33 protein-coding genes are annotated in these 17,819 nt (G+C 57.2%); 13 read left to right on the forward strand and 20 right to left on the reverse strand.

Annotated elements, in window-relative coordinates; genetic code table 11:
* The 18 genes from ACF8YQ_RS07455 to ACF8YQ_RS07540 form a co-directional block, all read right to left on the reverse strand.
* A complete protein-coding gene (locus ACF8YQ_RS07455; RefSeq protein ID WP_396623045.1) occupies positions 1-273 on the reverse strand; it encodes a hypothetical protein in 273 nt (90 codons plus the stop codon).
* Complete coding sequence (locus ACF8YQ_RS07460) at positions 273-719, reverse strand: hypothetical protein (protein ID WP_396623046.1); 447 nt, start codon at positions 717-719, stop codon at positions 273-275. The genes ACF8YQ_RS07455 and ACF8YQ_RS07460 overlap by 1 nt, the downstream gene beginning before the upstream one ends.
* Positions 719-997, reverse strand: a complete 279-nt coding sequence (locus tag ACF8YQ_RS07465) for a hypothetical protein (RefSeq protein WP_396623047.1) — start codon at positions 995-997, stop codon at positions 719-721. The genes ACF8YQ_RS07460 and ACF8YQ_RS07465 overlap by 1 nt, the downstream gene beginning before the upstream one ends.
* Entirely contained in the window at positions 994-1,182 is a 189-nt protein-coding gene (locus ACF8YQ_RS07470; RefSeq protein ID WP_396623048.1) for a hypothetical protein, read from the reverse strand. Before ACF8YQ_RS07470 ends, ACF8YQ_RS07465 begins: the two co-directional genes overlap by 4 nt.
* Positions 1,179-1,661 (reverse strand): hypothetical protein, encoded by a 483-nt coding sequence (locus ACF8YQ_RS07475; RefSeq protein ID WP_396623049.1) that lies wholly within the window; start codon positions 1,659-1,661, stop codon positions 1,179-1,181. The genes ACF8YQ_RS07470 and ACF8YQ_RS07475 overlap by 4 nt, the downstream gene beginning before the upstream one ends.
* The gene (locus ACF8YQ_RS07480) at positions 1,658-2,653 is read right to left on the reverse strand and encodes a DUF5131 family protein (protein ID WP_396623050.1); all 996 of its coding nucleotides are present in this window, start codon (positions 2,651-2,653) and stop codon (positions 1,658-1,660) included. Before ACF8YQ_RS07480 ends, ACF8YQ_RS07475 begins: the two co-directional genes overlap by 4 nt.
* On the reverse strand, positions 2,631-3,020 hold the full coding sequence (locus tag ACF8YQ_RS07485; RefSeq protein WP_396623051.1) for a hypothetical protein: 390 nt from the start codon (positions 3,018-3,020) through the stop codon (positions 2,631-2,633). Before ACF8YQ_RS07485 ends, ACF8YQ_RS07480 begins: the two co-directional genes overlap by 23 nt.
* Positions 3,017-3,385 (reverse strand): hypothetical protein, encoded by a 369-nt coding sequence (locus tag ACF8YQ_RS07490; protein ID WP_396623052.1) that lies wholly within the window; start codon positions 3,383-3,385, stop codon positions 3,017-3,019. The genes ACF8YQ_RS07485 and ACF8YQ_RS07490 overlap by 4 nt, the downstream gene beginning before the upstream one ends.
* 16 nt (positions 3,386-3,401) lie before the next feature.
* Complete coding sequence (locus ACF8YQ_RS07495; RefSeq protein WP_396623053.1) at positions 3,402-3,974, reverse strand: exonuclease domain-containing protein; 573 nt, start codon at positions 3,972-3,974, stop codon at positions 3,402-3,404.
* A gap of 74 nt (positions 3,975-4,048) precedes the next feature.
* Positions 4,049-4,909 carry a DUF2303 family protein gene (locus ACF8YQ_RS07500; protein WP_396623054.1) on the reverse strand — a complete coding sequence of 287 codons (861 nt, stop codon included), beginning with the start codon at positions 4,907-4,909 and terminating at the stop codon, positions 4,049-4,051.
* A 3-nt stretch (positions 4,910-4,912) separates the two neighbouring features.
* Complete coding sequence (locus ACF8YQ_RS07505; RefSeq protein WP_138436363.1) at positions 4,913-5,278, reverse strand: hypothetical protein; 366 nt, start codon at positions 5,276-5,278, stop codon at positions 4,913-4,915.
* Positions 5,275-5,520: a hypothetical protein gene (locus ACF8YQ_RS07510; RefSeq protein ID WP_396623055.1), complete on the reverse strand. Its 246-nt coding sequence runs from the start codon at positions 5,518-5,520 to the stop codon at positions 5,275-5,277. The genes ACF8YQ_RS07505 and ACF8YQ_RS07510 overlap by 4 nt, the downstream gene beginning before the upstream one ends.
* On the reverse strand, positions 5,520-5,789 hold the full coding sequence (locus tag ACF8YQ_RS07515) for a hypothetical protein (RefSeq protein ID WP_396623056.1): 270 nt from the start codon (positions 5,787-5,789) through the stop codon (positions 5,520-5,522). Before ACF8YQ_RS07515 ends, ACF8YQ_RS07510 begins: the two co-directional genes overlap by 1 nt.
* Positions 5,782-6,219, reverse strand: coding sequence for a hypothetical protein (locus ACF8YQ_RS07520; protein WP_396623057.1), 438 nt, complete (start codon positions 6,217-6,219; stop codon positions 5,782-5,784). The genes ACF8YQ_RS07515 and ACF8YQ_RS07520 overlap by 8 nt, the downstream gene beginning before the upstream one ends.
* A 14-nt stretch (positions 6,220-6,233) precedes the next feature.
* Complete coding sequence (locus ACF8YQ_RS07525; protein ID WP_396623058.1) at positions 6,234-6,431, reverse strand: hypothetical protein; 198 nt, start codon at positions 6,429-6,431, stop codon at positions 6,234-6,236.
* 10 nt (positions 6,432-6,441) lie between these two features.
* Complete coding sequence (locus ACF8YQ_RS07530; RefSeq protein ID WP_396623059.1) at positions 6,442-6,690, reverse strand: hypothetical protein; 249 nt, start codon at positions 6,688-6,690, stop codon at positions 6,442-6,444.
* Positions 6,690-6,986, reverse strand: coding sequence for a phage antirepressor KilAC domain-containing protein (locus ACF8YQ_RS07535; RefSeq protein ID WP_396623060.1), 297 nt, complete (start codon positions 6,984-6,986; stop codon positions 6,690-6,692). The genes ACF8YQ_RS07530 and ACF8YQ_RS07535 overlap by 1 nt, the downstream gene beginning before the upstream one ends.
* Positions 6,983-7,426, reverse strand: coding sequence for a helix-turn-helix transcriptional regulator (locus ACF8YQ_RS07540; protein WP_396623061.1), 444 nt, complete (start codon positions 7,424-7,426; stop codon positions 6,983-6,985). The genes ACF8YQ_RS07535 and ACF8YQ_RS07540 overlap by 4 nt, the downstream gene beginning before the upstream one ends.
* Before the next feature lie 146 nt (positions 7,427-7,572).
* Between ACF8YQ_RS07540 and ACF8YQ_RS07545 the strand changes: the two genes are divergently transcribed.
* Entirely contained in the window at positions 7,573-8,205 is a 633-nt protein-coding gene (locus ACF8YQ_RS07545; RefSeq protein ID WP_222472396.1) for a BRCT domain-containing protein, read from the forward strand.
* Here the strand turns inward: ACF8YQ_RS07545 and ACF8YQ_RS07550 are convergent.
* A complete protein-coding gene (locus tag ACF8YQ_RS07550) occupies positions 8,192-8,791 on the reverse strand; it encodes a helix-turn-helix domain-containing protein (RefSeq protein WP_396623062.1) in 600 nt (199 codons plus the stop codon). The genes ACF8YQ_RS07545 and ACF8YQ_RS07550 overlap by 14 nt on opposite strands.
* Between ACF8YQ_RS07550 and ACF8YQ_RS07555 the strand changes: the two genes are divergently transcribed.
* The 9 genes from ACF8YQ_RS07555 to ACF8YQ_RS07595 all read left to right on the forward strand — a co-directional run bounded on the left by ACF8YQ_RS07555 (position 8,780) and on the right by ACF8YQ_RS07595 (position 14,023).
* Complete coding sequence (locus ACF8YQ_RS07555; protein WP_222472398.1) at positions 8,780-8,935, forward strand: YdaS family helix-turn-helix protein; 156 nt, start codon at positions 8,780-8,782, stop codon at positions 8,933-8,935. The two genes, ACF8YQ_RS07550 and ACF8YQ_RS07555, sit on opposite strands and share 12 nt — an antisense overlap.
* A 67-nt stretch (positions 8,936-9,002) precedes the next feature.
* Complete coding sequence (locus ACF8YQ_RS07560; protein WP_396623063.1) at positions 9,003-9,896, forward strand: toprim domain-containing protein; 894 nt, start codon at positions 9,003-9,005, stop codon at positions 9,894-9,896.
* On the forward strand, positions 9,887-11,497 hold the full coding sequence (locus ACF8YQ_RS07565; RefSeq protein WP_396623064.1) for a DUF5906 domain-containing protein: 1,611 nt from the start codon (positions 9,887-9,889) through the stop codon (positions 11,495-11,497). The genes ACF8YQ_RS07560 and ACF8YQ_RS07565 overlap by 10 nt, the downstream gene beginning before the upstream one ends.
* A 324-nt stretch (positions 11,498-11,821) precedes the next feature.
* Complete coding sequence (locus tag ACF8YQ_RS07570; protein WP_396623065.1) at positions 11,822-12,157, forward strand: antiterminator Q family protein; 336 nt, start codon at positions 11,822-11,824, stop codon at positions 12,155-12,157.
* Between the two features lie 218 nt (positions 12,158-12,375).
* Positions 12,376-12,921, forward strand: a complete 546-nt coding sequence (locus ACF8YQ_RS07575) for a glycoside hydrolase family 108 protein (protein ID WP_396623066.1) — start codon at positions 12,376-12,378, stop codon at positions 12,919-12,921.
* Positions 12,922-12,930: 9 nt separating this feature from the next.
* Complete coding sequence (locus ACF8YQ_RS07580) at positions 12,931-13,215, forward strand: hypothetical protein (protein WP_113879706.1); 285 nt, start codon at positions 12,931-12,933, stop codon at positions 13,213-13,215.
* Complete coding sequence (locus tag ACF8YQ_RS07585; protein WP_396623067.1) at positions 13,205-13,423, forward strand: hypothetical protein; 219 nt, start codon at positions 13,205-13,207, stop codon at positions 13,421-13,423. The genes ACF8YQ_RS07580 and ACF8YQ_RS07585 overlap by 11 nt, the downstream gene beginning before the upstream one ends.
* The gene (locus tag ACF8YQ_RS07590; RefSeq protein WP_396623068.1) at positions 13,420-13,881 is read left to right on the forward strand and encodes a hypothetical protein; all 462 of its coding nucleotides are present in this window, start codon (positions 13,420-13,422) and stop codon (positions 13,879-13,881) included. Before ACF8YQ_RS07585 ends, ACF8YQ_RS07590 begins: the two co-directional genes overlap by 4 nt.
* Positions 13,838-14,023 carry a hypothetical protein gene (locus ACF8YQ_RS07595; protein ID WP_396623069.1) on the forward strand — a complete coding sequence of 62 codons (186 nt, stop codon included), beginning with the start codon at positions 13,838-13,840 and terminating at the stop codon, positions 14,021-14,023. Before ACF8YQ_RS07590 ends, ACF8YQ_RS07595 begins: the two co-directional genes overlap by 44 nt.
* Before the next feature lie 87 nt (positions 14,024-14,110).
* On the opposite strand, the gene ACF8YQ_RS07600 is transcribed toward ACF8YQ_RS07595, so the two are convergent.
* Positions 14,111-14,668 (reverse strand): PEP-CTERM sorting domain-containing protein, encoded by a 558-nt coding sequence (locus ACF8YQ_RS07600; protein ID WP_396623070.1) that lies wholly within the window; start codon positions 14,666-14,668, stop codon positions 14,111-14,113.
* An 87-nt stretch (positions 14,669-14,755) separates the two neighbouring features.
* Between ACF8YQ_RS07600 and ACF8YQ_RS07605 the strand changes: the two genes are divergently transcribed.
* The 3 genes from ACF8YQ_RS07605 to ACF8YQ_RS07615 are packed head-to-tail and all read left to right on the forward strand — an operon-like array spanning position 14,756 to position 17,723.
* Entirely contained in the window at positions 14,756-16,189 is a 1,434-nt protein-coding gene (locus ACF8YQ_RS07605) for a hypothetical protein (protein WP_396623071.1), read from the forward strand.
* The gene (locus ACF8YQ_RS07610; protein WP_396623072.1) at positions 16,186-17,367 is read left to right on the forward strand and encodes a hypothetical protein; all 1,182 of its coding nucleotides are present in this window, start codon (positions 16,186-16,188) and stop codon (positions 17,365-17,367) included. The genes ACF8YQ_RS07605 and ACF8YQ_RS07610 overlap by 4 nt, the downstream gene beginning before the upstream one ends.
* Before the next feature lie 5 nt (positions 17,368-17,372).
* Complete coding sequence (locus tag ACF8YQ_RS07615) at positions 17,373-17,723, forward strand: hypothetical protein (protein WP_396623073.1); 351 nt, start codon at positions 17,373-17,375, stop codon at positions 17,721-17,723.
* Positions 17,724-17,819 lie beyond the last annotated feature (96 nt).

Consider the following 17,819-nt stretch of genomic DNA (forward strand, 5'->3'; position numbering starts at 1 on the left):
CTACTTGCGAATTACGGGCAGGCCTCGGAGGCACTGGTGGTCTGGGCCCATGTCGAAGGGGCAGTTGCAGCCGGGGTAGGTGCACTGTTCGGCGCATCGGTTGCAGGTGCACCCGTTGCCTGGCCCGATGCATTGGCTCGTCGCTGCCACCTGCGCCTCGGCGCGCTCCGCCAGATCACACAGCGCAGAAATCTCCCGCATTTGCACTGCAGGCCAGCCGTCCGGAGTGTGGTCTTGCTCAAGACTGCGCATTCTCTCTATCAGGTCTCGCATCACTCACCTCCCTGCAGAGCTTTTGCCCTGTCTGCATTGGCCTGGGTCAGTGGCCGCCACTCAAAATCACCTTCACGGATCACGGCTTCCTGGTCTTTGCACTCGCACTCGATGCCGATCAGGCTTTCGTTCACCGGCATCCAGTAGTTGCGGATGATGCTGCTGTGGTTGTCTTCCTTGGAGCCCTCCATTCCGAATTGCTTGCACACCAGCTTTGCCTCTGTTAGTGAGCAGCGCCGGGGCTGGGAGAAGGGGCCTTTGGTTTTGCTGATGGACAGGTGGTATTCGGGGCCGATTTCCTGCTCGGCAACTTCCACGGCGCTGATGACGTACAGATCAAGGCGGGCGTGGTAGAAGCCGATGGCGGGATAATCGGTTTCAATGGCGACTTGGAAAGCGCGCCAGGCTGGGTTGTTGGGTAGTTTGGGTTGGAGTACGGATTGCATCACAGGCCACCAGATTTAATGGCGATTTCTGCCATTCGCTTGTAGATCTGCTTGCAGGTGGTCCATGGCACGGTAACTTTCTGTTCGTACTCGATACCGCCCTGGCACACCTCGCAGTCTTCATCGGGTTCGTGGTAGAAACAGGCAGTACATGCGGCCTGAATGGTGAATTCGAACTCACCAATGCAATCAGCCTTCATTTGGTTGGTTACCAGGGGCCGGCTATTTCTCGGGTCCATGGGGATTCGTGCGCATGGTGCAGTTTTGATGTCGCTCACGGCTTTTCTCCCTTGTCCGCTTGGCCGTTACGGTCGTTCCAGCTAATTCCGGTGTCTGCATCCGGGCCGTAGGCTCTGCAGGTGTTGCAGACGATGTAGTGGCCGCCGTGGCCCCAGCGGGTTGTGTCCAGGTCTGTGCTGTTGCAGAAGGGGCAGGGCCTTGGGGTTGCAGCTTCGGTGTTCATTGGGCGGCCTTCAGTTCGAAATCCGGGTTCATGGCGTAGCGGTCCATGGCCACTTCTGTGATCACACCTTCGCGGGCCAGGCGTTTGCAGCGGCTGGCGCTGATGGTGCGGCCGTTTCGGGCGTCTTTGTATGGCAGGCCTTCGATGGCGGCTCGGCGAACGGTGGTGTGAATGCGCAGATGTGCACCGTCCTGCAGGGCGCTGATGATGTCTTTCATTGCTCTGTCGTCAGCGCGCTTGCTGGTGGATGCTGGGCTTTCGCCGGTTTCGGTGGCCATGGGCTGGGTCTCCACTGTGTTTTTGTTGGTGGGGTTGAGGTGGTTCACCACCAGTTCGATTTCCGCCCAGACCGCCTGGCGTACTTTGTGGCACCAGCGGAACACGGTGCCGGGGATTGCCAGGCCACGGTTGGCGTCTCCAATCAGGGCCTTGGCGATTCGGTAGGCTTTGATCAGGCGGTTCAGGCGGGCGGTGATCATTGGGTGGTCTCCGGGTACTCGTCCCAGATACGGCCATCGAGGCGGCGTCCGGCGTGTTTTTTGCCAACCCAGCCCATAAACGTTCCGTCCTCAAAGGAGTGCGTTCTTCCTCGAATGGGCACGCCTTCCGATTGGCCAAGGACTGGCAACCACTCTCCCCATTGCTTGAACAGGAACGGCACTCCGGCGGATTGGCATTGGTTGCGAAGATTGCGGGCCCAGTCTGGGTGCATTGGGCGGGCGTGTGTGCCGGATTCTCCACCAACGACTACCCAATGAAGATTGCCGCTCACTTTGCTTGGATATGGCAGGGAAGACAGGTCCACTGGGCCGAGTAGAGGCTCGGCGCTGATCCACCGGGCAGCGGCCGGCGTGTTCAGCAGTTGCGGTATGCGATGGTTTGCTGTTGCCTGATCTTCAACACTCACGCCAAGCCAAAGGTTGTCCAGAGGCCAGCAGCCCTTGATGTCTACAGTTAAGCCGGCACCGCCATCGGGCAGAAGTTCGGAGGCCTTCTGGGCCAGGAAGAACGGAATCCAATGATCTGTTCCAAGCTGGGATCGTGCTTGAGGGCTGTCGAAGTCTTTTCGCTCCGGGTGCTGGTCAATCCACTGGAAGAACTCAAACATCCGCTCTGGCCGCTTGGTGAGCGCCTGGAACGTATGCCATGAGGCGGCGGCGATGATTCCAAAGATGCCGGCAATGGTTTCGAACGACACTGCTGGGTGAAACAGATCACTCATGCTGTTCACAAAAATCATCCTCGGTTTGCTCCAGCGGCATGGCTCAGCCAGTTTGTGCTCGAGCAGCTTCACCTCTCCATTCCACTGGCCACCTTTGGCGATGAGTCCCTCATAGGGTTCACCGGGGCCCTTGAATCGGTTGGCCACGGTTTCCGCGTAGCAGTGGCGGCATCCTTCGCTGACTCGAGAGCAACGTCGTATTGGGTTCCAAGTAGCTTCGGTCCACTCAATCCCGGTTTTCTGACCCATTGGGCACCTCCCCGATACTGTTCAACGCCTTCCTCGCGGCCCGCAGCATGGCCTGGCGGTGTGATTTCTTCTCGATGCCTTTGTGGTTCATCATTACCAGGAGCTGGGTGACTTCACCGATGGTGTCCACGGGGTCCCGTTCTGCGCGGTTGTCCATGGTGATGGCGCAATCGCTGGCGCTGGTGTTGATCAGGGCCGTCATTCGGGCTTCTACCCCACAGTAGATGTCGAGCATTTGCCGGGCGCTTTGGTATTCGGTGTTGCTGAACGCCTTGGCAGCTCCGCGATATGGCGTTTCCGGTTGCGGGGATTCGTCTTGTCGCAGGCCTTCTTCGAAGTCTTGTTTGGTGCAGGGTTCGATGCTCATGCTGCGTGATCCTCGGTTTTCAGGACTTTGCCCTCTGCCAGAACTTGTTTCAGCCAGTCAGTGTATTCGGACATCTTGGCCAGTCTGCGGTGGTAGATCTTCGCCGGGTTGGCTGGGTACAGGTCTTCAAATTCCAGGCTGACATCCACCTTGTTGAGGTAGGTGTAGCCGTTGCCACTGTTGTATTGGGTGTCCGCTGGTAGGGTTCTGGCGGTAAACCGGCGCACGTGGCCGCTCATGTCTACAAAGGCATGGGCCAGGCCCAGTTCAGAGATCAGGGCACTGAGCCGGAGGATTTCGCAGGCCTTCTCGTGCAGGCCGGCTGCCATTTGTTGCACGCTGGCCTTGTCTTGGGTGGCTTCCATAGTTATCACTCCTGCTTTAAGCCGCGTTCGGCCGGTAGTCGGCCATGGCCTGGATGAGTGCCAGGGTGGTTCGGCAATCGGTGAGGGCGCGGTGGGCGTTGCCGCTCACCTGGATGTTCATTTGCCAGGCGGCATTTTCCAGTGATTGCCATTTCCACTGGTTGCGGTTGTCGTCCCATTGGCCGTGGAATCGGGCGTAGTTGTGCATGGCGCAATGGGCATTCATGCGTGGCGTGTATTTACCGTGCAGGCGGGCGCTCTGGTCGATCAGGCGGGTGTCGAAGTTGGCGTTGAACATGACCACGGTGCGGTTGTGGATGATGCCGGCCAGATCGGGCAGTACCTGGTCGAACGTTGGGGCGCCGGCGGTGTCTTGCAGGGTGATGCCGTGCACGCGCTGGGCTTCAAAGCTGATGTCTCCCAGTGGGCGCACCAGGGTGTCCAGCAGCACGTTGCCTTCGCAGTCGAGGGCGCTGATTTCTACAATCTCGTCTGTGCTGCTGAGGCCGGTGGTTTCGGTGTCGATGATGATGGCGTTGTCCTGTAACCAGAACCGGGCCATGTCTGCGGCTAGTTGTTTTACGCTCATGCTGTTCTCCTTTTGTGCATCCGGCAGGGCTCTGGTGCAGAACCCTCTCGGATGCGCCCCGTGGGGCGCGTGGGTTACCGGTGGTCGAACTCGCCTACGAAGGTGCGTACTTCGGAATCCTCAAAGCCGGAGCGCAGTTTCTCTTCCAGCTCTTTGGCCATTTCTTCCTGGGCGGTTTCCAGGCGCACGATGCGGGCGCTGATCTGGGGCTTTTCGCCGGTGATCAGGCTCAGGCGTACGGTGAAGGTGCGCTCCTGCAGGCCTTGGTAGGGTTCGCAGGTAAACTTCAGGAAGGCCGGCAGCTGGTCTTTGTGCTTGGCTTCCACTTCGGCCATGGCGCTCTGGCGAGTACCAAAGGTTTGTTCTTCGCGGGTGCTCTCGGCAGTGGTGCCGATGGTGATGCGGCGGATGGCGGCCACGGAGGCAGCCAGTGACAGCTCTTTGGTGCCGTCTTCACCGAAGGTTTGCAGGTGGTCAATCCAGTCTTCCATCCACTCGGCCATGCGGCGCTGGTCGAATCGGTCACCGTTGATCTTGAGCAGTTCCTGGAAGGCTTCGGTTTTCAGCAGGCTGAGTTTGGCCTGGTGGTCTCCGTGGCCGGGGTTGTCGACATCGCCCAGATTGAAAAAGGCGATGGCGCGCATGGCCTGGGGGTTGATGAAGCAGGGGAAGTTGTCGACCGGGAATTCGTTGTAGCCGTCGACGGTGCCTTTGACGTATTCCACGAATTCGCTGATCAGGTTGGTGCTCATGGTGCCCCGGTACCGGCGGCGGTTTTCCAGGTACTGTTCCAGATCGGCGACTTTGACGCCTTCGGGCAGGGCGATGGTGCTGCCTTCAGTCTGTTGCTGGAGGAACTTCTGAATGGCCTCCACTTGCACGATCTTGGTGTATTCGTGCAGGGCGCTGCTGTCGTTCAGTAATTCGGTGGTCATCGGTTATTCCTTGTCGTCTTCGTGTGGGAGGGTTTCGCCCCGCTTGCCAAACATCTGGTGCTGGTTTTCGGGGAACATGCTCATGCGGCCACCGGCGTTCACGTGCATCACGCTTTCGGTGGTGTTCTCCTGGGTGTAGCTGCCGTTGGCTTCGGGCACTTTGTAGATAAGGGCGTGCTTGATGCCCACGCGGTAGCTGTTGCCAATGCGGGCAAGCTTGAGCTTGATGGTGAGTTCGCCTTTGTCGTCGAAATCCACCACGCCGGCGGCTACGTCGCTCAGCGCTCGGGAGACCTTCTCGGCGAATACTCCGCCATCCAGATCGTTAATGAATTGGGGCAGGTCTGTGCCCCGGTTGCTGTTGCTCACTGGGCTATCTCCGGTTGGTGAGTGAGTTGCTTGCCAATCCTCTCTACCTCCCGGCCCACCAGAGCACTGAGGCCCCGGCGGGTGGGGTAGTAACGCTGGGCGGCCAGCAGTTCGTGGCACAGGTGCAGGGCCTGTAGGGGGTCAGCCGCGGTGGCTGTCTGGATCTCAATCCTGAGTTCCAGGTCTGACAGGCGCATCAGCGCTGCCAGGTTGTGGGTTTTGGTCAGGCAGGCGCGGGGCATTAGTGCTGTACCTCCATTGCCTTCTGGCGCATGTCCCGGATCAGCAGGCACACTTCCCGGTGGCTGATGCCCGGGGCAGTGGCGCCGGCGGCGTGGCGGATCTCTTTCAGCCAGGCGAGTGACTGGGCCTGCTCGATGCCTTGTCGCGCCAGTAAACGGGTGGCGTGTTCCAGGTGCCGAACGGTCTTGTCGAAGTGAACGGTCAATTCCTCGAACGCCGTTTCCAGCTCTTCCCGGCTGAGGTCTACGGTGCTTTTGTGTTCAGTCATGGCTGGTGTCTCCCCAGGCGGCCATTACCGGCTCGATCTCGCTGCGGGTGAGCAGCTGCCGGATGCTGGCCTGGCCTGCGATGATGAAATTCAGCAGGTGGCGCACGGCAAAGTTCAGTTCCCGCTCAAAGAACCCCAGTTCATTCAGGTCCTGGTGGTACTGGCCGGGGCTCCACAGGGACAACAGAAAGCGGCCGGCCCGTTTGGCGTCGCTGGTGTCTTTCATGGCTTCGTTCAGCAGGGTGATCAGCGCCTGGCGAACGGCTGGTGGCCGGGTGTGAAGGTCTAGCCAGGTGAGTCGGTTTTCCTGTTCCGGCCGGTTCCCGCCACTCACGAACTGCGATGGGAATTCGGCGCGGCCAGCCGGGGAGCTGGAGCACGAGCCAGGTTGTTGTGCGTTGGCAGAGAATGCGGTTCTGTTCGAGTTCATGGGTGTGCGTCCTTTCAACGTTGGTGGTTGTAATCAGCCAGACGGACAACAGGCTGAGAATCAGTAGCGCGAGGGTGTACGCCATGGGGCTGGTCCTCCGGCGTGGGTTTGCGTTCCGGCTCCGGGCGGTACTGCAAGCCCTTGCCGATGGCGGCCAGCGCCTGTTTCAGCTCGGCTACCGGCACGTTGTCTGGGATGGTCAGCGTTGCCATGGCGGTCTCCTTACAGGCTCCGCAGGGTGGCCTGGCCACGTTTGATCAGGGCGCGGATGGCGTTCGGGTCTCCGCTGTAGGCCGCGATGGTGCGCTTGGTGCGGGCTTCGGCCTCGGCGTGGTTGCCCTTCGGGAACAGCTGCACGTGGCTGGTGATGGCGTCTTTCATTTCTGCAGGCTTGCCGTTGAGCTTGCGCTGCCAGATGAGTTGCCAGCTGGCCAGTAGCTGTTGGGTGGTTGGGCGTGTTTCGTTGTGCATTAGTGCGCTGCTCCTTCGGCTTGTTTATTGGCATTGGCAATCTCCACCTCGAACTGCTGGGCCAGCCACTTGATGCCTTCGTCGGTAACGTGGGGCGTGGCGTACAGCTTTTGGCCCAGGGTGGGGTGTTGGTACTGCTTGAGTTCTGTGGTGAACAACCCGCGTTGCACGTAGCAGCGGTAGGGCAGGTTGTTGTTATTCAGCACCTTGCGGGCACGCAGGGCGCGGTAGAGTTTTTGCGGCCCGAGATTGAGCATGCGGGCGGCTTCGTGCAGCGGGGTGGTTTGCTGGCTCATGCTGCACCCCCATGGTTTGCCGGCAGCACTTCTTCCCAGCGCACGCGGTAGGTGCCCTGGCTGCGGCTGCTGGCTGTGCGAAGGAATGAATCGCCGGTGCCGGTGCCTGCGGTTACTCCGCTCACGATGATGAGGAAGCCAGCAACCATCTGAAGGGCGCTCTGCTTGGCGGCCTTGGCGATTTGCTTGGTGGCGTTGGCTGCCTTGAGGTATCCGCCGGAAAATGCCCGGGCGATGGCCAGGCAGCGGTTGTTGCAGTCCAGCTTGTGCAGAACAGACGACACCAGCTTCTTAGCGCCGGGTTCGCCGTGGCCGCGTAGCAGGCCAATGGCGCTGTTCTCTTTGCCTTCGGCCATCCACGCGAGGGTTTCAAGCTCGGCATTGGTGAACCGATGGTTCAGGTTGCAGGCTGTGAATTCTGTGGCGGTGAAGGTTTGCATGTCAATCTACCCTTTACAAACAGTAAAGGCAGAATAGCGCTCGACTGTACAATCTGTAAAGCGCTTGACGTTGATATAAATCTAACTTGATTTGAATTTCTATAGAGGGTGGCTATTAATTAGGAAGGTGCAAAAAGGAGACTGATATGAGGGATGAAAACGGACAGCCGCTGAACAAACGGTTTAGTTCTGAGCGCTTGACGGATAGGAAAGTCGATCAGCTTATAGGCCTGTGCGAGGGCGTATTAGCTGATGGGTCGGTGGTTCAGCAGGAAGCGGAGTTCCTACGAAATTGGGTGGCAAAGAATCCGGAGCTGATTACCCAGTGGCCGGCCAACGTACTGTTCGCCCGATTAGAGGAATACCTGGAAGACGGTGTTTTAGATTCCGATGAAGAGCAGGAGTTGCTGGGGCTCTTGATGGACATAACAGGGCTGCACGTTAACGAGGGAAAGACGGCCTCGACACTTCCACTGTGTAATCCTCAGCCTGAACTCGATTTTGAGGGCCGGCGCTTCGTCCTCACCGGCAAGTTCGCCTCTGGTACCCGCAAAGAGTGCGAGGCTTTGATTGCAGGTTTGGGTGGTCAGGCTGGAGGCTCTGTCTCTGGTGCCGTTGACTATTTGGTGATTGGCACACTGGTTAGTGACCAGTGGATTCACGAATCCTATGGCCGGAAAATTGAAAAGGCTGTAGAGCTGAGAGATTCAGGAAAGGGTGTGTCTATTGTCTCTGAGGAGTGCTGGGCAACTGCAGTGAAGAATGCTACTTCGAGTTAACCAGTGTATTGAAGAAATGGGTTAAAGCTTTTACGGCGTCCGGTGTGAGCTTTTTGTTAGCGAGGGCATACCGGATGCTCTTAATCAGATCTGATACTTCATCCCCAAGATAGCCGGCATCGGGCCGGTCTTCTCTGATCACCTTTTCAGCCAAGTGATACTCTGCATCGTTCTGGTCTGGATCGGTGAATCGCTTCGGGCCTGTACCTTCCTTCAGCCAAACGTATCGGAAGCCGGTTACTTCGCTCAGCTTTTTCAGGTTCTCGATAGAGATCTGGCCTGTGGTCTTCCAGTTGGTTACCGATTGCCTTGAAACACCAACGTGTTCGGCAATAGTGCCCTGGCTGGATGGGCTCTCTTCGATGGCTTCTTTCAGCCTTGAAATGAAAGGTTGGATTGACATGGCCGAATCATAGCTTTGTGAATTTTGGTTGCATAGAAATCTGCCCTTGACATAAAGTACAGGGAACTTGATTTCATTGAGGCCAGATTCGTGCAGCTTGAAGACATCATTAAGCGCTTGAAAGCTCACCCCAACATCAGGACCAAGACTCGAATCGCTGAGATTTGCGGGGTGTCTCGTCAATCGCTGCGTTTCTGGACTCAGGTGCCGGCGGAGTACTGCCGGAAACTGGAGAAGGCGTGCGGTGGCGATGTCACCCGTTACGAAATGCGCCCCGAGGTGTTTGGTCTTGGGCCTAATGATGACTCTGACCTCGACGTTGCATAAGTAACCACGCGGATACTGGATAGAAGGGCTCTTTCCATGCGATTTTTACCTGTTCCTGGAGGCCGCCATGGACATTGATGCGGTGCTCTCCCAAATGCGTAACCTCGGCCTGGTGGTCGATTCCCTCGATACGTCCGGCAAGTTGGTCCGGGTTCCTGTTTCTTTCCCCCGTGCGGATAAAGGCAAAAAGCAATCTGGCTGGTATGTGGTGCATGAGTTCCGGTTGAGCTCTGGCGGCATCGGCCTGGCGGGTGCTTTTGGCAACTACAAGGCGGATGAAAAGCGGAAGGTGGGCATGCCCGCCGGTTCGCTTACGGAAGCAGACCGGGCGGAATATGAGAAGCGCCGGAAACAGGCACAGGAAAAGGCACGGAAAGAGGCTGAGGCGGCTGCACGGCAGTGCAAGGAGCGGGCCCGGCGGATATGGAGCAAGCTGCCGGAGGAAGGCCCCAGCAAGTACCTGGATACGAAAAAGGTACGCGCCTTTGGCCTTCGCTTCAGCCGGGGCAGTGTGGTTGTGCCGGTATACAAGCCGGTGGCCACCGATGGCCCGGAGCTGTTCGCGCTGGATTTGGTGAGCGTTCAGTTCATCGATTCCGAAGGGGATAAGAAGTTTTTGACCGGCACGCCCAAAGAGGGCTCTTTCCACTGGCTTACGCCGGTACCGCAGGCGGAGTGCCCAGTGGTGGTTGTGGAAGGTTACGCCACGGGTGCCAGTGTGCATATGGCGACAGGCCTGCCGGTGGCGGTGGCCTTCGATGCCGGGAACCTGGTGCCGGTGGCCCGTGCCTTGCGCAAGTTTATGCCCAATGCGGTGATTTGCGTGGCAGGGGATGACGACCAGGCAACGGAACAGGAGCAGGGCAAGAACCCGGGCCGGGATAAAGCCCAGGCGGCGGCCAAGGCCGTGGGCGGTGTCTGGGTGCTGCCGACGTTCCCGGAGGAACGCTCATGGCGCTGAGTGATTTTAACGATCTTCATAAGGCGCAGGGGCTTGAGGCTGTTCGGGAACAGGTTCTTGCGGCCATTGAAGCTGGCCCTGTGAATTCGGAACCACCTGAAGAATCTCCCCCGGCCCCCTCTGATACTGGGGGAGCGGGGGAGGACGGCCCGCTGGAGAACGCCCTCAAGCGCTATGCGCTGATCCATGGGGAAACCAAGGTTTTCGACCAGTACAGCAAGACGGTGTACAAGCAGGCGGGCATGAAGGCCACGCTGGGCGCCAAGGTGTTCAACGCCTGGCTGAACCACGAGAACCGGAAAACCACCACCTGGGTGGAAGTGAATGGCCGGGTGGCGGAAAGCGCGGATAACGACCCGTTGAACCGGATGCTGGAGCGCTTTGTGTACATTTACCCCACGAAGAACGTGTGGGACCGGCAATACCAGGATGTGGTTACCTTGGAGGCGTTGAAGGCGCTTATGCCTAATGAATTCAGCCGCTGGAACGAACACCCGCAACGGCAGTTCCGCTTCCAGGAAGACATTGTTTTCGATCCAACCCAGACCTCAGACCCAGACAAGACCATCAACACCTTTACGGGCATTCCCCTGGCGCCGGATGAGCTGGCGAAAGGGGATGGCTATTCACGCTGCGTGGCGATTCTGGAGCTGCTGAATCACCTGTGCAACGGCGATGATGAGGTGTTGGACTGGGTGCTGCGTTGGCTGGCTTACCCGTTGCAGCATGTGGGTGCCAAGCTGGATACGGCGCTGCTGTTCCATTCGGATGTGCAGGGCAGCGGTAAATCGCTGTTCTTCGGGCGGGTGATGACCACCATCTATGGCCGCTATGCCAGTGTGCTTGGGCAGCATCAGCTGGAATCCCAGTATACGGACTGGCGCAGCCGGCTGCTGTACGCGGTGTTTGAGGAGGTGTTGTCCCGCACTGAGAAACACAATCAGATGGGCACGATCAAGCATATGATCACCGGTACCACCCAGCGGATTGAACGTAAGTTCGTTTCCGGCTGGGAGGAAGCCAACCACATGAACGGGGTGTTTCTCTCTAACGAGATTCAGCCGTTCCCGCTGGAGCCCTCAGACCGTCGATTCCTGGTGGTGTGGCCCAGGCACACGCTCAGTGTGGAGCTGCAGCACGCGGTAAGCCGGGAGCTGGATAACGGCGGGCCGGCGGCGTTCTACCAGCTGCTGCTGGATTATCCCCTTGGGGATTTCAACCCGCATACCAAGCCGATCCAGACCCGCGCCCGGGAGCGCATTGTGGAGTTCTCTTTGCCGAACTTCGAGGTGTTCTTTCGGGACTGGAAGGCGGGCGACCTGGATATTCCTTTCCATAGTTGCACCACGCGGGATGTGTACCTGTATTACCGGCGCTGGTGTTCGGAGACGGGTAACCGGCCGCTGACGGAGACCAAGCTGATCACGATCTTCTCTTCCCGTTTGACGAAATCCCGGGAACGGTTCCGCACGGCCGGGGTGGAACACCAGGCGATGATGTTTGTGATGGAGGAGCCGCCGGCGGGTAAGTCGAAGACAGATCACCTGGGCGGTTGTGTGGCTGAGTTCCGCATGAAAGCGGGCAATGTGGAGCCGGATTGATGATGCATAGGGCCAGTACGTTCACGGTTGTGCAGGGTATGTGCAGGGTTGGAAACAAACCCTGCACGTTCTCAGCCCTTGGGGCGCGGGCACTGTGCAGGGTGTGCAGGGTGTGCAGGGTTGTTACGCGCGCGCGGGCGTGTACGTGTGCAGGTGAGTACGCCGGGGTTAACAGGCCCTGTGATTTTTTGTTTTTTTCCACGCGCGAGGAAATAACTATGCACACCCTGCACACTATGCACAGACGTTGGGGGAGTAAGGCTAAAAGCGTGCAGGGTTTGTTTTTAACCCTGCACATGGGGTGCACATTCAAGAAAAACGGGAATGGGGAGTTCTGAAATGCTGGAAGACACCAAAAACCGGTTGCAGGAGTGGGGCGAGTGGGTACGCAGTGGCGGGCCCAGTCTGGGGTATTCGGCGGTGAAGCTGGCCGCTGGCTGTGGTGGCTGCACGGTACCGGATGATGAAGCCCTGGCGGTTGACCGGGCCGTGGCCAGCCTGAAACACCGTGAGCCGAACATGGGCAAGGTGCTGGTGAACTATTACGTGCGGCGCTGGGACTACAGCATGATTGGTCTGGATGTGCACATGGGGCGGGAGAAGGTGAGGGTGCTGCTGCGGAGTGCTGAGGCCTGGGTGGATGGCCGCTTGTTCATTTGAGATGTACGGAAAGTACATTTAAGGTTGACAGCATGCATGCACGGATATAGGCTGATTACCGTACAGTCGCAGAAGTACGCGCTGAACACCAAAGAGCCCGCAGAACCCCAGTCAGAGATGGCTGGGGTTTTGTTTTTTGGGCTTGGGACCTTCTGTTGATGTTGTCGTCGCACCTTATTGCCCTCTTTGGAGGGCATTTTTGTTTTTGGGGGCCAACCATGAACAAGCTGAACCGCATGATCGATGATCTCATCGAGCGCGAGGGGGCGTTTGTGGATCACCCTGACGACAAGGGCGGACCCACCATGTACGGCATCACAGAGAAGGTTGCACGCCTGCACGGCTGGGATGGCCAGATGCGTCATATGCCACGGGCCCTGGCCGTTAAGATTTACAAAGACCAATTCTGGACAGCCCCCAACTTCGACCGGGTTTCTATGCTCAGTCTGCGTGTTGCCGAAGAGCTGCTGGATACCGGCGTCAACATGGGAATCAGTTGGGCTGGTCAGTTCCTGCAGCGCAGCCTGAACGCGTTGAACAGCCAGGGCACGCACTACAGCGACCTGTCGGTAGACGGCCTGATCGGGAACAGCACCCTTGGTGCACTCAAGGACTACCTGGACCGCCGGGGCAGGACTGGCGAAGACGTTCTGATGAAAGCGCTGAACTGCCTGCAGGGCACCCGGTATATAGAGCTTGCCGAGGTGCGCGAACGCAACGAATCCTTTGTTTTCGGGTGGTTTGACCACCGAATCAGCTTCTAAGGACTACGGATGCCTGATACTGACCGCTCAGACCGTTGGCACCTCGATAAGGGTATTGGTGTTGCCCATATCCTGACCACGTTCAGTTTCGTGCTGTGGGGTATCTGGTACCTGGCTGGGCAGGAGAGCCGCATCAGTCAAACAGAACTGAACATCAAGCACCTGCAGGAAGCCCGCGTTTCAGACCAGGCAAGCGCACAACGCCAGTACGACGAATTCCGAACCGATCTCCGCATGATCAACGCCAAGCTTGATCGCCTGATCGAATACCAGAGCCGCAGCAATGGCAGATAGTCATCCGAACCCGAACCAGTGGTGGTATCACCGCCGCCTGATGGCCTATTTCAGTTTGGCCTGCTTGACCGCTCTGCTGATTGGCATGTTCGGCAACCGGGTGCCGGAGGCCATGCTTCCACTGGCTGAAACCTTGGCCTGGGTGTTCTCCGTGAACCTTTTGTACTACTACGGCGGCAATGCCGTCGCTGAGTGGCAGAAGAAATGATCCTGCAAGCCCTCAAGGCCAAAGCAGCCCCATACCTGCTGCCGGTTATCGGCACTCTGGTGGTGGTTGCTGCTGGTGCGTTCTGGTGGCTTTGGAATGACCGGGAGCAGCTGCTGCAGAAGAACGCTCACCAAAGCCAGTTACTCAGCCAGGCGGCCAATGCCAGCCGCGAGAACCTGCTGGCTATCAATTCCCTGACCGCTGCCATTGAATGGCGAGATCAGAAAGCCCTGGAACGCCAGGAGCGCCTTGCAAAGCGCGAACACGAACTGGCCCAGGTGCGCAAAGAACTTAAAGAGGCAATGCAAGATGCTCCGGACTGCGTTAACCAGCCTTGGCCTGATGCTGTTTTTGACATCATGCGCCGAGACACAGTACTTGACCCGAACCGTGTACGTTCGGGAGCCGGTACCAGTGGAGTACCTGCAACCGACTCCAACGCCCGGGCCGGAGGTTAATGCAATCTATTACTGCCCGGACTACGTGGAAGTTCTGAAAGACACGATCACGGCCTGTAATGACGACAAGCTGGACGTTCTGGATTGGGACAAAGACCAGGCTGAGAAAGTGCAGGAGATGAATGCGGAGAGCACCCGCTGAGGGCTGCTGTAAAGCTTTTGGACAGCAGTCTCCGTGCTCTGGGCCGAAATAGCTGGGTTCGGCCCAGAAACACTGTATGTATACCTGTTAAGCGGATCGACGCCTAAAGGCAAGTGCCGCGAGGCCAAGGCCAAGTAGGGCGAATGATGAGGGCTCTGGTACCTTGTATGTCCAGCCGTGATGCTCCGTTATGAACATCCGGCCGCCGATCGACTGTGTGCCAGGGCCATCCATATACCACTCCCAACTGTGGGCGGTATATCTTCTTGGGAAAGCGAGTATTGGGTTTTCATCTTGTCTGGCTGTGACTTCAGTCCAATTGTCATACCAGACGAACGACCAATCATCATTGGTAAAAGTGAACTTGATAGGGTCGGGATCCCAGCTGGTACTCCATGACGCGTAACGCCAACTATCTCTCCCAAGCTGTTGTTTAGCCTCACTGACTAAAGTCATTCCGTCAATGTCTATTGAAGCTTGACCTAACGTCCACGCTTCGGTGTCGCCATCTAGCGTGATGGTTGCCGTTTTAAGAATGTTGTGGGAATTGTGCTCCACTAGGCGCACATCAAATTTGTGAGTTATCAGTGCTGCTGAAGCGAAAGTAGGTACTGAAATAAACAAAAGGGCTATTAACGCTCTCATATTGCTTTCCTTGCTTGATTAGTAGGTGGCCAGTGCCCTCAGCAAGAAACATACCCACCTTGTCGTATTTGGAAGAGACTACCCGCTATGACGCTGACCTCTGATTTCCCGCCCAGTATCGTTGCGGCCAGGGAATTGTCGTTGCCGTTAAATGATGGGGCCGATTCCGGCGGCTCAAATGGCCTTCAGTTTATCGCGGAGCCTGGATATACCCTTACTGGCACTGTTGGAGATCTAGAAACGCTGACGATTTCGGGCCAGGACTTCGGAACGAAATCCCCGCCAAGACACTTTGACCGTATTGATCGCTATTGGGCAAACGGCACCGAGTATGATGGCATCCCCCCTACTGCAAACGATGGCGACCCTTTACAGGTAGGGAGCGGCAACGCTTTCCTGGGAACTCCGGGTGTCCACATGGGTGCTTGGAGGCTTCGCCAAGCGGCTGCTCGCTTAGGCCGCCCCCTTGGGTATCAACTAGAGACGGGCCCTAATTCTGGGAGCTTTGAAAACTACGGGGTGGGAACCACTAAAGAGGGGTTTGCGGGCTGGCCATCATCGCAAAAAGATGCCGAGGAATCGTACATTCGTTACTGGCGCTTCCAAAAATACTTTGGAACCGATGGCGACATAGATGCACCGATGGCGCTTGTGGATGCTCTACCAGCCGGATCGACTATGGCGACTATATCCGCCTCAAACGCATACATTGGCAACAGCGTTGGCGGCATGGAAGAACTATACATCGTTCTGGATACTGGCGAGCTGCATTATTGTATTCAGCAAGAGCCTGTCGTTTCAGGGACGGTCTTCAATTTCTTGCCAGCTCTGCCGTCACCTGCGTCTGCTGGCAATCCGGTTTATCGCCGGAAGAACGCAGTCAACAAGAATCTCAGACTTCAGGATGATGGTTCATCTGCCGGTAAGGATTGGAACGCGTGGACGTTTTCAGGCTTCCAAGGGCAAATATCGAATGACAAATGGAGCCTTGTTGACGGCAAACCGCAAGCTCGATTCGAGGTTGGTAAGTGGGAGCTGCACGAATACTATGTTCGAGCGCCGAAAGACCAAGCTCGGCTAGGCACGGACTACATCAAGCGAGTCCGAATAAACGGCGAACTGCGAATGAACCTCAATGGTTTTGCCGAGCAGGCCAATCCGGGCGCTTTGATTGACCCTCCAACCGTAGGATGGCCTTCGTCGGGCGTTGCCATTACGAATTTCGGTTTTGAAGAAGATCGACTGCACGTCATACCAAACAACGAGTATCGACTTTCTGACATTTACATCGACGCATCGACAGATGGCAGCGGAGCGCGCCGTCGCGTTGAGATCGGCATCGGTAATGACGATCTGTACCAGTGTGCAAAGCGAGAATGCTGTCCCATCAACTCATGGAATACCAGCATCGAAGCCAAGCTGAACGCTTTACCGTTTACCGAAGCAGAGCTGGCTCAAGCCCGGATTTTCGTAGTTGACGAAAACGACACCGCGGCACTCGTTGGGAGGATTCAGGAGTGAGCGTTCAGTTTGATGGCTCGGGAACGATCCAAATACCGGAGTGGGTAAGCACTTCCGGAAACTTTAACATTATAATCAGCGGAAATTTTAACAACGAAGCCCAGCGGATTTTTGGCGGTAATGATGTTGACGGCATTGACTGGGCTGCGCTGCAAACTAACCCGAGGGTTCAGATAAGATCAGACGGGGGGTACACATACTTAAATTTTCTGGCGGCGCCGTTTGCTGTTGATGTGGAGGTGGAGCTAAGGTTTAGATCTTCCACAGGATTGCTGGAGCTTTTTCGAGATGGGGTGTCACAAGGTTCCGTATCGCTACCCAGTTTGTCTGACTACTCAATAAATGAGTTTGGCGGGGCGTATAACCTGCCTATGCCGAGCGGCAGCGTAATCTCAAGACTGCAATTGGTTGATATTGATAGTGCCGCTAATAGCCGTGATTATCAGCTTAATTCAACGTCCGGAACTGTTGCAGTAGATAGCGGGATGGCCGGTCAAAACGGCACGCTTGTCAACTTTACCGATGCCAACAGTGCATGGATAACGTCCGGCCACACAATCACCGCCGCAGACGACATTACGTCAGAAGGCCAAACAGCAACATTCACCTTGTCCGGCAACTCAGCAGCGCCGGAATCAGCGACCCTGAACGGTACAGACGTTGGCACGCTCACAGATCAAGGCTCGGGCGTGTACAGCTATACCGCGCCCCTGATCGCAGACGATGACACGGCCGATCTGGTGGTCAGCGTGGATGGCACCACCGCCGGCGCAACCATTGCCTACGCCAACAGCTACGACCGGGACCAGCTGACGCACCCAGCGACCGAGGCGGAGTACAGCGAAAACTCGCTGAGCTATCCCAATGCCTATGCAACCACTCAGCCCTATGAGTGGAAGGTGATCGCTGATGCCAACGCTTCTGTGGTCACCATCAACTGGAATGCCCTGGAAGCTGACGATGGTTTCCACAAGAACGTTGCAAGCTATGCCACCCCGGTGGCTAACGGTGTAACCACGGTCACGTTGGGCGTGTTTGTTCCGGAGACCGGCCAGGCCTATCAGTTCGACCGGACCATAACCGTTTCGGATGGCAGCGTGGTGGTTGAGGGTGAAGGCTTATGGAGTGAGCTGTTCCGCGATCCGACAGAAGAACTCTTCACTGAACTATTCAGGTGACTCACATGGCAATCCCGTTTTCTCCAGATCTGGGCGACAAGCAGCACTTGGGCAACCGTACTATCCCCCGGCAGCGTTTCCGCCATGATCAGGCTCTGAATGCTGAGTCCAGTGACTGGCTTATTCTGCCGGCAGGTATTGGTGATTTGATGGTTACGGTTGTCCCGTCCGCAGGTGACGCACGCATCGAGTTTACCCAGGCCCCCATTGAAGACATCGAGGCTGGCACCGTTATTACCGGAACCCCCTGGCCTGACGGCGATGTGACTGTTGCCACTCAGAAGCTAATGGCCAACGCAGTGTCTGCCATCCGTTGCGTTGCCAGTGCCCAAACCCAGTGGACGGTGACCGCGTAGGGGATTTCAGAATGGGTGCGGGTCCTTCCTGGAGGGGGCCGCACTGAGGGGACGCAGACTCGCGGTTTTTTCGCAGACTTGGGGCGCCCTTGGCCT

This window comes from Marinobacter sp. W-8, assembly GCF_044342215.1.
Classification (GTDB): Bacteria; Pseudomonadota; Gammaproteobacteria; order Pseudomonadales; family Oleiphilaceae; genus Marinobacter; species Marinobacter nauticus.

Bases quoted from the DNA above. Each gene is read 5' to 3' on its own strand.
- ACF8YQ_RS07455 (WP_396623045.1), bottom strand. From the start codon at position 273: ATGCGAGACCTGATAGAGAGAATGCGCAGTCTTGAGCAAGACCACACT.
- ACF8YQ_RS07460 (WP_396623046.1), bottom strand. From the start codon at position 719: ATGCAATCCGTACTCCAACCCAAACTACCCAACAACCCAGCCTGGCGC.
- ACF8YQ_RS07470 (WP_396623048.1), bottom strand. From the start codon at position 1,182: ATGAACACCGAAGCTGCAACCCCAAGGCCCTGCCCCTTCTGCAACAGC.
- ACF8YQ_RS07475 (WP_396623049.1), bottom strand. From the start codon at position 1,661: ATGATCACCGCCCGCCTGAACCGCCTGATCAAAGCCTACCGAATCGCC.
- ACF8YQ_RS07480 (WP_396623050.1), bottom strand. From the start codon at position 2,653: ATGGGTCAGAAAACCGGGATTGAGTGGACCGAAGCTACTTGGAACCCA.
- ACF8YQ_RS07485 (WP_396623051.1), bottom strand. From the start codon at position 3,020: ATGAGCATCGAACCCTGCACCAAACAAGACTTCGAAGAAGGCCTGCGA.
- ACF8YQ_RS07490 (WP_396623052.1), bottom strand. From the start codon at position 3,385: ATGGAAGCCACCCAAGACAAGGCCAGCGTGCAACAAATGGCAGCCGGC.
- ACF8YQ_RS07495 (WP_396623053.1), bottom strand. From the start codon at position 3,974: ATGAGCGTAAAACAACTAGCCGCAGACATGGCCCGGTTCTGGTTACAG.
- ACF8YQ_RS07500 (WP_396623054.1), bottom strand. From the start codon at position 4,909: ATGACCACCGAATTACTGAACGACAGCAGCGCCCTGCACGAATACACC.
- ACF8YQ_RS07510 (WP_396623055.1), bottom strand. From the start codon at position 5,520: ATGCCCCGCGCCTGCCTGACCAAAACCCACAACCTGGCAGCGCTGATG.
- ACF8YQ_RS07515 (WP_396623056.1), bottom strand. From the start codon at position 5,789: ATGACTGAACACAAAAGCACCGTAGACCTCAGCCGGGAAGAGCTGGAA.
- ACF8YQ_RS07520 (WP_396623057.1), bottom strand. From the start codon at position 6,219: ATGAACTCGAACAGAACCGCATTCTCTGCCAACGCACAACAACCTGGC.
- ACF8YQ_RS07525 (WP_396623058.1), bottom strand. From the start codon at position 6,431: ATGGCAACGCTGACCATCCCAGACAACGTGCCGGTAGCCGAGCTGAAA.
- ACF8YQ_RS07530 (WP_396623059.1), bottom strand. From the start codon at position 6,690: ATGCACAACGAAACACGCCCAACCACCCAACAGCTACTGGCCAGCTGG.
- ACF8YQ_RS07535 (WP_396623060.1), bottom strand. From the start codon at position 6,986: ATGAGCCAGCAAACCACCCCGCTGCACGAAGCCGCCCGCATGCTCAAT.
- ACF8YQ_RS07540 (WP_396623061.1), bottom strand. From the start codon at position 7,426: ATGCAAACCTTCACCGCCACAGAATTCACAGCCTGCAACCTGAACCAT.
- ACF8YQ_RS07545 (WP_222472396.1), top strand. From the start codon at position 7,573: ATGAGGGATGAAAACGGACAGCCGCTGAACAAACGGTTTAGTTCTGAG.
- ACF8YQ_RS07560 (WP_396623063.1), top strand. From the start codon at position 9,003: ATGGACATTGATGCGGTGCTCTCCCAAATGCGTAACCTCGGCCTGGTG.
- ACF8YQ_RS07565 (WP_396623064.1), top strand. From the start codon at position 9,887: ATGGCGCTGAGTGATTTTAACGATCTTCATAAGGCGCAGGGGCTTGAG.
- ACF8YQ_RS07570 (WP_396623065.1), top strand. From the start codon at position 11,822: ATGGGGAGTTCTGAAATGCTGGAAGACACCAAAAACCGGTTGCAGGAG.
- ACF8YQ_RS07575 (WP_396623066.1), top strand. From the start codon at position 12,376: ATGAACAAGCTGAACCGCATGATCGATGATCTCATCGAGCGCGAGGGG.
- ACF8YQ_RS07580 (WP_113879706.1), top strand. From the start codon at position 12,931: ATGCCTGATACTGACCGCTCAGACCGTTGGCACCTCGATAAGGGTATT.
- ACF8YQ_RS07585 (WP_396623067.1), top strand. From the start codon at position 13,205: ATGGCAGATAGTCATCCGAACCCGAACCAGTGGTGGTATCACCGCCGC.
- ACF8YQ_RS07590 (WP_396623068.1), top strand. From the start codon at position 13,420: ATGATCCTGCAAGCCCTCAAGGCCAAAGCAGCCCCATACCTGCTGCCG.
- ACF8YQ_RS07600 (WP_396623070.1), bottom strand. From the start codon at position 14,668: ATGAGAGCGTTAATAGCCCTTTTGTTTATTTCAGTACCTACTTTCGCT.
- ACF8YQ_RS07605 (WP_396623071.1), top strand. From the start codon at position 14,756: ATGACGCTGACCTCTGATTTCCCGCCCAGTATCGTTGCGGCCAGGGAA.
- ACF8YQ_RS07615 (WP_396623073.1), top strand. From the start codon at position 17,373: ATGGCAATCCCGTTTTCTCCAGATCTGGGCGACAAGCAGCACTTGGGC.